We start from the raw sequence: 14,347 nt of genomic DNA on the forward strand, positions 1-14,347 counted from the left end.
CTATCAGGGCTCTGAGAAAAAGGTTTCCGGAAAGCTTCATTTCGTTTTTGACTGAGATAGAATCCGAGCCGATTTTGAGGTTTAATCCGTATCTGAATGAGAGGATAATCCTGGATAGAAAGAAGTACGGTAATTTTTTTTATCTGCTAAAGACGATTAGAAAGCTCAGAAAGGAGAATTTCGATTTAGCCATAGATTTTTTCGGGAATCCACGTAGCGCCTACCTCACTTTCTTGTCCGGAGCCAGGCATCGTCTGGGATACGACCTGCGCTATCGAGGACTTCTGTACAATCTTTTAATCCCGCGCGGTAATTCCTCAGAATATGCGGCTTTATCTCGTCTGAGAGCTCTCAAGCCTCTGGGAATTGAATCGGATGACTGTAAGCTGGATTTTTTCCTGTCAGATGAGGCCAGGAGCTTTGCAGAGCATTTTTTTCAAAAAGAAAATCTGAATAATGAAAATCTGACAATATCGGTTTCTCCAACCAGTCGAAGAAAATTCAACTTTTATTCCCTGGACAGGTATGCGCAAATCTGCGACTGGCTTATTCAGGAGTTTGCAGCTAAGATAATTTTGGCCTGGGGACCCGGAGAAGAAAAAATCGTTCAGGATGTATTATCTAAAATGAGAAGTAAACCAATTATCTCTCCACCCACGCCCACCCTTTTAGAGTTAGGAGCGGTTTTGGAAAGATGTGACCTGCACATAGGAAATGATAATGGAACCAAGCATATCGCCACAGCAGTGGGGAAACCAACTTTTACCATTTATGGTCCCAATAGTCCTTTAAGCTGGACTTTCCCTGATCCTCTCAGGCATAGCTATGTCAAAAAGGAAGTCGATTGTCCGAACTGCGAAAATGAAAAACACAGATGCGAAAGTCTGGAGTGCCTGGATTATTCGGTGGAAGAAGTGAAAACAAAAATCAAAGAGTTTCTAAATTCTTTGAGTGAATTGAAAGATAACCTCACCCTATCCCTCTCCTTGAAAAGGAGAGGGAACTGAATGTAGCGGAAACCTTCAGGTTTCCATCTGTTTTTGAAGGTGTGATGGAAGGCTGAAGCCTTTCGTTACAAAAAGAACGTCGGGGATGAATCCTTATGCTACGAAAGAAACTGGAGTGTAAACCTTCAGGTTTACCATTAAGAAAAGCTAAAGCTTTATACTCCAGTACGAGGCATCAACCATTCGGACTCAAAAGAGGATGAAAAGAACTCTCAACATTCTGCAACTGGTGAACTTTCGCTGGTATAATGCCTGCGCTCATTATGCGGTAGCTCTTTCTTCTGGTTTGCAGAAAAGAGGTCATCGGGTGATTCTGGCAGGGGACAGGAATTCTCCTCCCCTGCAGTTGGCTCACCAGATGGGCTTGGAGGTTTTTCCCGATTTGTATTTGAGCTATCAAAATCCAGGCAGGTTTTTCTATAACATCAAAAGATTGAAGGATATCATCGAGCAGAACAAAATTGACCTGGTAAATGCCCATCAGGGTGCTGGCCAGCTTTATGCCAGCCTGGGCGGAAAATTATTTAAAAAACGATTTATTCTGATACGAACTCGTGGGGATCAGAGAAAACCGAAAAACGATCTGTTCAACCGGTGGCTAAACCTGAAATGGACTGATGGAATCATCACCACTGCGGAAACTCTTTACCGGAGTTATGCAGAGAAATTCCCTTTGGACAAGAGTAGATTGATCAATATTCCGTTAGGGATAGATCTCAATTACTTTTCTCCTCTGGAAAAGGATTTAGAGCTTGGAAAAAGCCTTGGAATTTCAGATGGTGAGTTAGTGGTGGGAATCTTGGGAAGGCTCTCTCCGGTTAAAGGGCATAGATATTTTATTCAGGCCGCGGCTGAGGTGCTGAAAAGTTTCCAGCATGTCAAGTTTTTAATCGCGGGAGAGGATGCCCAGGTCAAGTCATATAGGTTAAAAGAATGGGTTAAGGAAATGAGGATTCAGGACAAGTTTATTTTTATTGGGAGGGTGGAGACTCCGCGGAAAATAATCTCTCTTATGGATATTGCCGTAGTTGCTTCAACCGGTTCCGAAACCATAGCCAGAGTGGCTTTGGAATATATGGCTTTAGGAAAACCGGTCGTGGGTACGGAAATTAACGCCATTCCCGAAGTAGTAAAGAACGGCATAAACGGATTTATCGTACGACCGGAGGATAGCCGAGGTATGGCAGAGGCTATGCTGCAGTTACTCGAGGACAAGGATAAAAGAGAAAAATTTGGTAGAGCTTCAAGGGATTTAGTTGAGAATGAATTTTCACTGGATACTTTTGTCAGTAAAACCGAAGAGTTCTATTTCAGGTTCTTTAAGGGGAATTGACTTATGCCCAAGGTATCAGCAGTTGTTATCACTCACAACGAGGAGAAAAATATTCAGAGGTGCCTGGAAGGCTTGAGCTGGGCAGATGAAATAGTGGTGGTGGATTCTTTCAGCCAGGACAGGACCAAGGAAATTGCTTCATCTTTTACTGATAAAATCTACAATGTGGAATGGCAGGGTTTTGGAAAGCAAAAGGAGTATGCCAGGCAAAGTGCTTCTTACGACTGGGTTTTGTCGATTGATGCGGATGAGGTGGTTTCGGTAAAATTAAAAGAAGAAATCAAAAGCATAATGAATAAAAATGATTCTTTAGACGGGTATTATATTCCACGCCTTTCCAATTTTCTGGGCAGATGGATTAAACATAGCGGATGGTACCCGGACTACGTCTTAAGACTTTTCAAAAAAGACAAAGCCAGATTTGACGAGTCGTTAGTGCACGAGAAATTGATTTTAGATGGGAAAGCGGGTTTTCTGAGAAATGAGATTAGACACTTTACTGATCCGGACATCTCTCACTATCTCTTAAAAATGGATAAATACACTACCTTAAGCGCAAAGAAACTTCTGGTAGAAGGGAAGAGCCTCACTCTTTTTGATTTGCTTTTCAGACCGATGGCGATCTTCTTCAAAATGTATCTGTTCAAATCTGGATTCCTGGATGGCTGGCAGGGATTTCTTCTGGCGAGTTTCTCATCCTTTCATGTGTTTGTCAAGTATGCCAAGTTGTGGCATTTAGGGAAATCTCTTTATTCGTAGTGCGACCCTTTCAGGGGCGCTTGACCCATCGTAGGGGCATCCCGCCAAAGGCGGGACCGTGCCCCTACATATCGATAACTTACGATGTGATTTCATAGATGGAATCGTCGTTTACTATGAAAAAACTAAACCTAGCCGGCACAGAGAAATTCCTGATCGTCCGCACAGACCGGATCGGTGATTTGATTTTATCCACACCAGTTGCGGAAGTGCTGAAGAGAAACTATCCTAAGTCCCGTGTTGTGATGCTGGTCTCTCCCTATACCAAAGACCTTCTGCAGAATAATCCCTGGGTGGATGAAGTGATAACAGATGATAATACAGGGTTCAAAGGGCTTTTAAAATCGATAAAAATACTAAGAGAAGGGAAATTCGACGTGGTAGTTCTGCTGCGTCCGACTTTGAGGCTGGCTTTTTTGCTTTTCTTCTCCGGAATCAAGGTAAGGATAGGGACTGGCTATCGCGCTTATCAATTCCTTTTCAACTATAAAATATATCAGCATCGTAAAACTATTAAGAAGCATGAATTAGAATATAACCTGGATATGCTTGCTCCTCTTGGGGTTTCCTTCGAAAAAATTCTGCCAAAGATATATCTGTCACCAGAGGAGGAGAATTACTCTCGCCAGATTTACGATGATCTGAATATCAAAAGAGACGATATCAAGATCGTGATACATCCGGGAAGCGGAGGCTCATCTTTGAATTACCCCTTGGAAAAATTCGCCATCTTAGCCGATAAACTTATAGAGGAACTTTCTGCAAAGATAATCCTGACCGGGAATAAAAAGGAATTGATGCAATCAGAAAAAATGAAAAGCTGGATGAAACACCAGCCGTTTGATTTAACTGGTAAGACTGAACTGAGACAGATCTGCTCCCTTCTGAAAGGAGCAGACCTTCTGATCTCTAACAGCACCGGACCGATGCATATAGCAACGGCAGTGGGCACACCAGTGGTGGCGCTATTCTCTCCGCTTCAAGTTGCCAGTCCCAAAAGGTGGGGACCTTATGGAGAGGAGAATGAAGTGATAATGCCTCCGGTCTATACCTGTCTCAAATGTGAATTTCAAAAGTGTCCACAATTCAATTGTATGGAGAAAATAGACCCGGATGAGATAGTCTTAAGAGTCAAAAAAGTTCTCAGAGAGAAAAGCTTAAAGGTGAATGGATGAATTTAGCTGAATTCGTTATAAGAATCGAATCCTTTAACGCCAATGTGAATGTTGCTCTTCTGCGCAAAGCCTACGAATTTTCCAACCAGGCTCACCAGGGCCAGTTCCGGGAATCGGGCGATCCATATATCCAGCACTGTCTGGAAGTGGCTTTCATCTTAGCAGAGCAGCACCTGGATACAGCTACAATTGCCGCCGGCATGATCCACGATGTTCTGGAGGAAACAGACATAACCCTTGAGACCATAAAGCAGGAGTTCGGCGAAGAGATCGCCAGGTTAGTGGATGGGGTGACTAAAATCGGAGAACTGCATTTCGAAAGCGCAGAAGAAGAACAGGCAGAATATTACCGCAAGATGCTTCTCTCTATGGCTAAGGATATCCGGGTGATAATCATAAAGTTAGCAGACAGGTTGCATAATATGCGCACCCTGGGGGCTCTGCCCGGTGAAAGACAGTTAAGGATTGCTCAGGAAACTAAAGAAGTCTATGCACCTTTAGCTCACCGCTTTGGTATGGCAATGATAAAAACGGAGCTGGAGGATCTCTCTTTCAGATTTTTAGAGCCGGAAGCATATGCTGATCTTCAGAAGAAGATAAACGAGAAAAGAGAGGAGAGGGAAGAATATATCGAGGAGGTGGCCAAGCCTTTAAAAGCTGAGCTGGAGAATAATGCGATAAAAGCGGAGATCACCGGTCGGGCTAAACATTTAGCCAGTATCCATCACAAGCTCCAAGACCGGGATAAACCTCTGGAGGAGATCTTTGACCTTTTCGCTATCCGGGTGATCGTGGACACAGTAGGCGAATGTTACCAGGCATTAGGCATAATTCACAGCCTGTGGACTCCAATGGCTGAAAGATTTCGGGATTATATCGCTACTCCCAAAAGGAATATGTATCAGTCCCTGCACACCACAATCATCGGTCCAAGAGGGAGAATGGTCGAAATCCAGATCAGGACCCATCAGATGCACCACACGGCTGAATACGGTATTGCAGCTCACTGGCTTTACAAAGAAGGCAGAAAAGAGTTAGACGAATCGGACAAGCAGATGATCTGGCTGAGAGAGGTTTTAGAGTGGCAAAGAGAACTTTCTTCTCCGTCAGAGTTCTTAGAGTATCTGAAGATAGACCTGTTTCAGGACGACGTTTTCGTTTTCACGCCGAGAGGGGAGTTAAAACAGTTGCCCAAAGGCTCTACCCCGCTTGATTTTGCCTATGCAGTTCACACAGACGTGGGAAGCCACTGTACTGGAGCACGAGTAAACGATAAGATGGTCCCTTTGAGCACGGTTCTGGCAAGTGGAGACCGGGTGGAAATAATCACCTCTTCTCACCAGGTCCCGACTCCGGACTGGCTGAAGATCGTCAAAACCACCAAAGCCCGAAGTAAGATCCGGCACTTTCTCAAGCAAAAAGAGTATGAGGAAAGTCTGAATTTGGGAAAGGAGCTTCTGGGAAAGGAGTTTAAAAAGCATAATCTCAAGCTGATGAGCGAGCATGAGCTTACTGATTTGGCTATGAGGTTAAACTTATCCTCTTCTGAGGCGCTCCTTTCAGCCCTGGGAAGCGGAAGCCTTTCGATGAAGCAGGTCTTGTCAGAGATCCTGCCAGAGGTGCCAGTTCAGCCTTTGAAAGAGGGTTTGATTCAGAAATTCGTAGATAAAGCCAGGGGAAGAAGCGGCATCAGAATCCAGGGTTTGGGTAGTCTCCTGTTCAGGTTTGCCCAGTGCTGTCAGCCCGTACCGGGCGAGAGGATAATAGGTTTCATCACCCGGGGCAGAGGGGTTTCAGTTCACCGGGCAGACTGTCTGAACGCTCTGCAGATGATGGTGGAAAGCGACAGGAAGGTAGAAGTGGAGTGGGACGTGGATAAGGACCAGTCCTTCATCGTGAGGTTAGCGATATTGGTGGAGGATAGAAAAAACATATTGAAGGATATCACTGAAGCCATAGCAGATGCTGATACCAACGTGCGCGGGGCAGAGATTAAACCGGGACAGGCAGCCACAATCGGCAATTTCATCATAGAGGTCAAGAATTTAAGGCACCTGAACCGGGCAATCAAGAGGATAAAAAGAGTAAAAGGGGTAATCGAGGTGGAGAGAGCTAAAGGATTGGAAATAGAGGAAGGGAAAACCGGATGAAGTCGATTTCGGAATTAAAAGAAAATATAATAATTGAAGAAAAAAAGGAGTTGAAATATCTGAAGTTTTCTCCTTTGGAAAAGTTCGGATTTGTCAGACATGGTTTTATCCTGGGGAAAAAGGATGGAACCGGGATTAATTCTTCAGATATTCCAGAGCTGATCTCCATTGCCTCAGGTATCCCTGAAGAAAAATTCAGAGTCGTGATCCCGAAACAGGTTCATCAGGCTAAGGTTTTAAGCTTTAAGGAAAAATTAGAGGAAAAAGTCAAAAGCATAGAAGGGGATGCCCTGCTGACTGATCAGGATAATCTTTTTCTCATACTCCAGGTGGCTGACTGCCTGCCGGTTTTTCTGGTTGATCCCGAAACTAAGATTCTGGGGTTGGCCCATATCGGCTGGAGAGGGGCTGTCTTAGGGATAACTGAAGAAGTAATCAGTGAAGCTAAAGAGATTTTTAAAGCAAAACCTTCTGACCTGTGTTTAGTTTTCGGGCCTTCAATCGGTAAATGCTGTTACAAAGTATCTGGTGACCTGACGGTTCTGTTCGATGAAAAATATATTGACAAAAGAGGAACAGAGAATTATTTATACCTTGCTGACTTCGTCAAAGATAAATTTCTGAAATCAGGAGTGAAAGAAGAAAATATTTTCGTTTCCGGAGAATGTACTTTTTGCGGAGACAAGAGGTATCAATCTTATAGAAGGGAGAAGGAGAAAGCTGGCAGGATGATCGCTTTCATCGGCAAAGTAATGGGGAAACCTGGTTAAAGCCAGTAAGGAAACTGTCATGCTGAGTCCCCCGTAGGGGACGAAGCATCTCTAAGGCTACAAAAAAGCAGATTCTTCGCCCGTAGGGCTCAGAATGACGTTTATTGAACGCTCCTCGAAGGGTGGCATCCCCAATCTTGATTGGGGATGTATTTCCCCTTGATGTATTAGTGAGATTTTCTGATGTGGCGGAGCCTATTAGGGTGACCGGCAGGTCCCCTGACCTGACGGAAAAGTTTTTGACTTGCCAGGTCGGGGGACCTGGCAAGCACCAGAAAAAAAAGATTAAGAATTGCTTTTTGAATTACCGATAATATTAAATAATAGGGTGCGAAACCAAATAAAGGAGGAAAGATGAAAAAGGTTTTGATTCTGCTCGGTGTGCTGGTGGTTTTATCTTCGCCGGCTTACGCGGTTACCGGTGTGGGAATAGGAGTGAGGGGTGGGTTTGTCAGTAACTACACTAATCCCGGACTGGATAATTTCACTTTCAGTCTGGATTTAAAACAAATGCCAATGTTCGGCGGACACGTGGTTTTAGGATTTCTGCCCGTAATCGATTTAGAAGGCTCGGCTGAGATGGCCTGGAAGAAAAAGAGTTTTACCTACGGTAGCTCTTCAGGTGATCTCACCTTAAGGGATTTTTCTCTGAATGTAACAGCAAAATATAAATTCAATATGCCGGTGATCAAGCCTTACATCGGGGCAGGACTGGGTTGGCACTGGCTGGTCTATTCTTTTTCCCTGAGTTCAGGCAGCAGTATAGATGTACCAGTAGATGAGAATAGATTGGGTTATCATGGAGTAGCAGGAGTCTCTCTTAAATTGCCGGCTCTACCAATCGAGTTCTTCGCTGAGGGCAGGTATACCCATATAATGACCAAACAGGAGAAGTTCGACACCAAAGCGACTCATTACACGACTATCTTAGGCGGAGTGACATTAGGATTTTAGCATAGTTTTTCGTTGGTGCGGGAATTATCCGCCTGCGGCGGACCGCACCACATTAGCATTCGGGAATTCCCCGGAACGGGTCTTGACGACAATTCCCGAATGAACCAAGACCTTTTCGTAGTGCGACCCTTTTCCTATTATTGGATCCGGAGCAAGCCCCCGTAGGGTAGGACAGGGTCGCCTGATTCGGGACAATGGAAGAAAAAGGAAAGCCCCCGCACGGGGGCTTTTTCATTGGTGGAACAGACATCTTGTCTGTTCATTGTGATCAGAGGCAAAGCCTGTGGCGTACGCCCGTAGCCACGTAGCCACAAGAATGTCTGACCTACCAGGAGAACCTCTCCCTAACCCTCTCCTTAGGAAGGAGAGGGATGTAGAGACGCATCGCATGCGTCTCTGTTTTTTGAACAACAAGAGCTATGAGGGCAGAACGATGTTCTGCCCCTACCGTGAAAATCCAAAAAACGGTTGACTTTCAAGAGGTTGGTGATTAAATTAAGTGAAAATTTTAACAAGGTCTCCATATGACCAGAATGAAAATAATAAAGCCTTTAAGAGAAACACTTCATCGCATCTACCTTAAGGGGATGACCTAAGATTTGCTTAATTCTTCCCTTTTCTATAGAGAGAGGGTTTAAACTTCAAAGTTCATTTGAAAGAAATCGGCGTAGCGTCCGTCTGAACGCAATGATAACGTCAGGGATAAACCCTGACGTTACAAAAATCATGATTTTTAGATTGTCTATTGAAAGGAAATAAAATGGTCAATAAAAAATTACCTCACATAGGCACAAAACTCCCGGGTCCAAAGAGCAAAAAGCTCATAAGTAAGGATGAAAAATTTGTTTCCCAGTCTTATACTAGAGCTTACCCGGCAGTGATCGATCATGCCAAAGGTGCTTATATTTTCGATTCGGATGGAAATTCATACATCGATTTTCACGCTGGAATCGGGGTCTGCTCCACTGGCAACTGCCATCCGGAGATAGTAGCAGTCATCAAAAAGCAGGCTGAAAAAGCGATTCATATTGCCAGCGCAGATTTCTATCATCCACTGGTCGGAAAGCTGGCAGAGAAATTAGGGAAGATCACGCCTGGAGCTGAAGAGAAAAGAGTTTTCTTCGGTAATTCAGGCACTGAGGCGGTTGAGTGCGCCTTGAAATTAGCCCGGTATAATAAAAGAAAGCCCAGGATGATTGCCTTTATCGGAGCCTTTCACGGCAGAACCATGGGCTCTTTGGCTTTGACCTGCAGTAAAATCACCCAGAGAAAATATTTTGCACCGATGCTGCCTGAAGTCACTCACGTTCCTTATGCCTATTGTTACCGCTGTCCATTTAATTTGGAATATGGCAGTTGCGACATTGCCTGCGTCAAGTTCATCGATGAGGTCATCCTGCAGAAAGTTGCTCCAGCAGAGGATGTGGCAGCCATATTCGTGGAAGCGATTCAGGGAGAAGGCGGGTATATCGTTCCGCCCAAAGAATTCCATCCGATGCTCAAAAAAGTCGCAGAGAAATATGGCATCTATTACGTTGTGGATGAGGTTCAGTCGGGAATGGGAAGGACCGGCAGGATGTTTGCCATCGAACACTGGGGTGTTGTGCCGGATATTATCACCGTAGCCAAAGCTTTAGCCTCAGGTATGCCTATTGGAGCCTGCATCGCGCCGAAGAAACTGATGTCCTGGGTGCCAGGTGCTCATTCTACCACCTTTGGAGGTAACCCGATAGCCTGTGCCGCAGCACTCAAAACCATCGAGCTGTTGGAAAGGGGTCTGATGAAAAATGCCGAGAAGATGGGGAAATATATTATGCCTCGCCTGAAGAGAATGTGGGAAGATTATGACATAATAGGTGACGTGCGGGGTAAAGGTCTGATGATCGGCATAGAGTTTGTTAAGGATAAGAAGAGCAAGAAGCCTGCGGCTGAGTATTCCAACGAGGTTGAGCAGCAATGCTTCAGAAACGGTCTGATGCTTTTGACCTGCGGGCCGAACGGTGTCAGGTTTATTCCACCTCTGATTATCGACGAGGAGATCGCAGACAAGGCCCTGAAGATTTTCGATAAGGTGGTTAAAAATATCGCCGGAAGAAAGAAAAAATAAGAAAAGCATGTAGGGGCGGACTTTATGTCCGCCCGAAATCGCGTGTTTGTCATTCTGAGTCCGTAGGCCGTTAAAAGCCTTACGGCTCGTAGAGACGAAGAATCTGTATTCACTTGAGCTTTAGATGCTTCGCTTCGCTCAGCATGACAAAGGTCCAAAGATCAGTAGGGTGGAGCTTGACTCCGCCCACAGTCAAATTGAGAACCGGAGCATGGTGTGAGATTATACGAATTCGAAGCAAAAAAACTTTTCTCTAAAGCCGGGATTCCAATTCCACAGGGAGAATTAGTCAGATCTCCTGAGGAGGCAAAAGCTTTTGCTGAAAAATTAGGCAAACCTGTGGTCCTCAAGGCTCAAATACTTTCAGGAGGAAGAGGAAAGGCTGGCGGGATTAAGTTCGCTCAAAATCCTTCAGAAGCTGAAAGGGAGGTATCCGAGCTTCTCTCTTTGAAGATCAAAGGGTTTCCGGTTGAGATGGTTCTGGCAGAAGAGAAAGTCGAGCTTGACAAAGAACTTTATCTTGGCGTGACTATCGACAGGGTGAATTATAAGCTGGTCATCATCGTCTGCACAGAAGGCGGGATGGAGATCGAGGAAGTGGCAAAGAATTCTCCAGAAAAGGTTAAAAAGCTTAATCTGGATATTGATGAGAGACTTTATAATTTTCAAGCTCAAGGATTAGCTAAATGGCTGGGTGTAAAAGGAGACCAGATCAGGAATGTGGGGAATATTATCTCCACTCTGTTCAAAGTTTTCAAAAGCTATGATGCCAAGTTGGTGGAGATTAATCCTCTGATTTTGACTAAAGACGGAAAATATATCGCCTGCGATGCGCGAATGAGCGTGGATGACGATGCTTTATTCCGGCATAAAGAGCTTTCCGAGATGGGTATTGAGAAACGGCACGAAGAAGGGGAGATGACCGAAAGGGAGAAGAAAGCAAGGGAATGGGAAATCCCTTATTTAGATTTGGATGGGAACATAGGGATGTTTCCTGGTGGTGCAGGTTTCGGGATTATGGGGAATGATTTCATTCACTATTTCGGCGGGAAGCCAGCCAATTTTATGGATTCAGGCGGAGGTCCTACTCCTGAAAGGTTAGCCAAGATGTTGATCTTTTTAGATGAGAATCCTCAGGTCAAAGCTATCTTCGGAGCAAGATTCGGTGGAATTTCCCGGTGTGATGATTTCGCCAAAGGTGTAATCATCTTTTTAAAAGAGCACGGCCTTTCCAAGCCAATGGTCTTAAGAATGACCGGAAACATGTGGAAAGAAGGTCTGGAGATATTCGAGCAGGCAAAAAAGGAGAGTCCGGAGATTTTTAAAAATATCGAAATTCACGGGATTGAAACCCCAATAGAGGAGATTGCTAAAAGAGCTGTAGATCTGTCAAAGAAGGTTTGAAATTCCCTCTCCCTCAAAGGGAGAGGGTAAGGGAGAGGGTTGTCTGAATTTCCGTCGGGTCAGGGGACCCGACGGACACAATAAGAAAGAACAACTAAGTGACTTGACTGTCATTCTGAGTCCGCAGGCCGTTAAAAGCCTTACGTCTCGTAGAGACGAAGAATCTATCTTGCAGAGGACTGCAGATGCTTCGCTGCGCTCAGCATGACAAGCATATAGATTCCGTAGGGGTGGGGATTGTTGAGCTTAGCGAAATCCCGCACCTGCGGGGTCCCCGCCCGCAAGTGAGACGTGGCGTCGGGCTTTACGCCCGACGAGGGGTTTCGTAGTGCGACCCTTTAGGGTCGCAAGGAAGAATGTAGCGGAGGTCTTCAGACCTCCAGGGGTTGGGAAGATCGTAGCGTCCGACGTTTCTGTCGGACGGGGCGGAACACCGTTGGGTCAGGGGACCCAATGGGCACAGTAAGGTAGGTCAGACATTCCTGTCTGACCGTAAGGTACGAACAGACAAGAACGTCTGTTCTACCCAGAATGTTAAAAGATCGTAGCCAAAATGTAGCGGAGGTCTTTAGACCTCCATAGATTGAGATGAGGTAATAAAAAATGGAAGGCTAAAGTCTCAAGACCTTGAGGCCTTCTGCTACCAAACTTGGTTCTCTGTTGGTCTGGAGACCAACAGAGAGCAGGCATCCATTTGGATGCACTCCATAAAATAATATGCTAAAGAAACTCAAAGTAGTTGTGGCTTTATCTGAAAGGGAAAAGGATTACCAGGCCTTTTCTGAGGTTCTGTCTTCATCGCCTAAACTAATGAATAGAGTTGAGTTATTCCGCTCTCAGAATAAAGAACATCTTAAGGAATTACTTCCTCAAGTTGACATACTGGTCTCCTTTTCGATTACTCCAGAGAATTTTCAGATTGCCAAAAATCTTAAATGGATCCACTTAGCAGTTGCAGGTGTGGATGAATCGGTTTTTCCCGAACTTCTGAAGAGCAAAGTAATAATCACTGCATGCAAAGGTATGCATAGCCATACGATTTCAGAGCATATCCTGGGAATGATTATGTGTTTCGCTAAAGGGATTCATCTGAGCACCCTCAGACAAGTGCAGAAGAATTGGGCTTTTAATGAGGTGATGAAGCAAAGATTTGAGTTAAAGGGAAAGACTTTAGGCATAATCGGCCTGGGCGGGATTGGATTGGAGCTGGCAAAGAAGGGTAAATGCTTGGGTATGCAGATCATCGGAATGAAAAACAGGCTCAAAAAAGGGGAAAGAATAAGATATGTAAATAAGATTTTTTCAAAAGAAAAACTGCCAGAACTTTTGAGCCTATCCGATTTTGTGGCTCTGACTCTTCCTTTGACTGATGAGACGTTCCATTTAATCGGTGAAAAAGAATTAGCTCAAATGAAAAATTCAGCTTATCTTATCAATACTTCCAGAGGGAAGATTATTGCTGAGAAAGCTTTCGTTGATGCCGTGGAAAACCAAAGGATTGCCGGAGCAGGTCTGGATGTTTTCGAGGAGGAACCTTTAAACCCGAACAGCAGATTGTATGATTTAGAGAATGTGATAATAACTCCGCACGTGGCTGGAACCATGGTGGATTACTTCCAAAAAGTCGCAGAGATTTTTAAAGAGAATTTAAAAAGATATTTGAGGGGTATGAAGATGATTAATTTAGTTGATAAAAGATTAGGTTATTGATATTGTAGGGGCACGTTACAACGTGCCCCTACCTGTGATAATGATCGACATCTCAAAGATGAACAATGGCAAACGTAGACGTGCACGCATGGAAGGTCAGACATTCTTGTCTGACCATGAACGTAGTGCGACCCTTTCAGGGTCGCCTGAGGAAATGTAGCGGAGGTCTTCAGACCTCGATTAAAAAAGTTCAAAGGTAAAAATGGCAATATTAGTTGACAAAAACAGTAAAGTGATAGTTCAAGGGATTACCGGCGGTGCTGGCAGGTTTCATACTGAAAGGATGCTTAAGTATGGAACTAAAATCGTGGCTGGGACTTCTCCTGGGAAAGGTGGGGAGAAGGTCTTTGGGCTTCCGGTTTACGATATGGTGGAAGAATGCGTGAAAAATCATCAGGCTGATACCTCGGTTATCTTCCTGCCAGCCCAGTTTGTTCTGGAGGCTTGCGTGGAGGCAATCTATGCAGGAATCAAACTTGTAGTGGTTATTCCAGAACATATCCCAATCTTCGATATGATGCAGATAAGAAAAGAAGCCTTAAAACGCGGCTCTTTAGTCATCGGTGGAAACACTGCCGGGATAATCACGCCAGGCGAGGCTAATTTAGGCATAATGCCGGATATCGCCTTTTCTCCGGGAAGAATTGGAACAGTTTCCCGCTCTGGTTCTCTGACCTATTATGTGGCTGATACTTTAACCCGAACAGGCTACGGAGAGACTACCTGCATTGGTTTGGGCGGTGATCCGGTCTTAGGAACGACTTTTGACGAAATCCTCTGGCTATTTGAAAAGGATGAAAGGACTAAAGCTGTCGTTCTGGTCGGGGAAATTGGCGGCGTATATGAGGAGAAAGCTAAAGAGACAATAAATAAGATGAAAAAGCCGGTCATTGCTATGGTCGGTGGTCTTTTCGCACCTCCAGGCAAAAGGATGGGACATGCTGGAGCAATAGTGGAAGGTGAGATGGGTACAGCTCA

General features: G+C 44.7%; 11 protein-coding genes. All 11 read left to right on the forward strand.

What is annotated here, in order from left to right; all coding sequences use genetic code 11:
• Positions 1-1,007 (forward strand): glycosyltransferase family 9 protein (locus MUP17_04845; GenBank protein ID MCJ7458298.1); only part of this gene is annotated, 1,007 nt, incomplete at its 5' end.
• 199 nt (positions 1,008-1,206) lie between these two features.
• Positions 1,207-2,340: a glycosyltransferase family 4 protein gene (locus MUP17_04850; GenBank protein MCJ7458299.1), complete on the forward strand. Its 1,134-nt coding sequence runs from the start codon at positions 1,207-1,209 to the stop codon at positions 2,338-2,340.
• Positions 2,341-2,343: 3 nt separating this feature from the next.
• The gene (locus MUP17_04855) at positions 2,344-3,099 is read left to right on the forward strand and encodes a glycosyltransferase family 2 protein (GenBank protein ID MCJ7458300.1); all 756 of its coding nucleotides are present in this window, start codon (positions 2,344-2,346) and stop codon (positions 3,097-3,099) included.
• A gap of 116 nt (positions 3,100-3,215) precedes the next feature.
• Positions 3,216-4,274 carry a glycosyltransferase family 9 protein gene (locus tag MUP17_04860; protein MCJ7458301.1) on the forward strand — a complete coding sequence of 353 codons (1,059 nt, stop codon included), beginning with the start codon at positions 3,216-3,218 and terminating at the stop codon, positions 4,272-4,274.
• Positions 4,271-6,424 (forward strand): bifunctional (p)ppGpp synthetase/guanosine-3',5'-bis(diphosphate) 3'-pyrophosphohydrolase, encoded by a 2,154-nt coding sequence (locus MUP17_04865; protein MCJ7458302.1) that lies wholly within the window; start codon positions 4,271-4,273, stop codon positions 6,422-6,424. The genes MUP17_04860 and MUP17_04865 overlap by 4 nt, the downstream gene beginning before the upstream one ends.
• Entirely contained in the window at positions 6,421-7,194 is a 774-nt protein-coding gene (gene pgeF, locus MUP17_04870; protein MCJ7458303.1) for a peptidoglycan editing factor PgeF, read from the forward strand. Before MUP17_04865 ends, pgeF begins: the two co-directional genes overlap by 4 nt.
• Positions 7,195-7,548: 354 nt before the next feature.
• Positions 7,549-8,148: a porin family protein gene (locus tag MUP17_04875; protein ID MCJ7458304.1), complete on the forward strand. Its 600-nt coding sequence runs from the start codon at positions 7,549-7,551 to the stop codon at positions 8,146-8,148.
• Positions 8,149-8,908: 760 nt separating this feature from the next.
• Positions 8,909-10,255, forward strand: a complete 1,347-nt coding sequence (locus MUP17_04880) for an acetyl ornithine aminotransferase family protein (protein MCJ7458305.1) — start codon at positions 8,909-8,911, stop codon at positions 10,253-10,255.
• Positions 10,256-10,471: 216 nt separating this feature from the next.
• Positions 10,472-11,659, forward strand: coding sequence for an ADP-forming succinate--CoA ligase subunit beta (gene sucC, locus MUP17_04885; GenBank protein ID MCJ7458306.1), 1,188 nt, complete (start codon positions 10,472-10,474; stop codon positions 11,657-11,659).
• A gap of 717 nt (positions 11,660-12,376) precedes the next feature.
• Complete coding sequence (locus MUP17_04890; GenBank protein ID MCJ7458307.1) at positions 12,377-13,369, forward strand: D-2-hydroxyacid dehydrogenase; 993 nt, start codon at positions 12,377-12,379, stop codon at positions 13,367-13,369.
• Between the two features lie 202 nt (positions 13,370-13,571).
• The coding region (sucD, locus tag MUP17_04895) for a succinate--CoA ligase subunit alpha (protein ID MCJ7458308.1) at positions 13,572-14,347 on the forward strand (776 nt) is incomplete at its 3' end.

This window comes from Candidatus Zixiibacteriota bacterium, from assembly GCA_022865345.1.
Lineage (GTDB): Bacteria > Zixibacteria > MSB-5A5 > MSB-5A5 > RBG-16-43-9 > RBG-16-43-9.

What these genes read in the sequence shown, in the direction of transcription:
- MUP17_04850 (MCJ7458299.1), top strand. Translation starts at nt 1,207, where the DNA reads ATGAAAAGAACTCTCAACATTCTGCAACTGGTGAACTTTCGCTGGTAT.
- MUP17_04855 (MCJ7458300.1), top strand. Translation starts at nt 2,344, where the DNA reads ATGCCCAAGGTATCAGCAGTTGTTATCACTCACAACGAGGAGAAAAAT.
- MUP17_04860 (MCJ7458301.1), top strand. Translation starts at nt 3,216, where the DNA reads ATGAAAAAACTAAACCTAGCCGGCACAGAGAAATTCCTGATCGTCCGC.
- MUP17_04865 (MCJ7458302.1), top strand. Translation starts at nt 4,271, where the DNA reads ATGAATTTAGCTGAATTCGTTATAAGAATCGAATCCTTTAACGCCAAT.
- pgeF (MCJ7458303.1), top strand. Translation starts at nt 6,421, where the DNA reads ATGAAGTCGATTTCGGAATTAAAAGAAAATATAATAATTGAAGAAAAA.
- MUP17_04875 (MCJ7458304.1), top strand. Translation starts at nt 7,549, where the DNA reads ATGAAAAAGGTTTTGATTCTGCTCGGTGTGCTGGTGGTTTTATCTTCG.
- MUP17_04880 (MCJ7458305.1), top strand. Translation starts at nt 8,909, where the DNA reads ATGGTCAATAAAAAATTACCTCACATAGGCACAAAACTCCCGGGTCCA.
- MUP17_04890 (MCJ7458307.1), top strand. Translation starts at nt 12,377, where the DNA reads ATGCTAAAGAAACTCAAAGTAGTTGTGGCTTTATCTGAAAGGGAAAAG.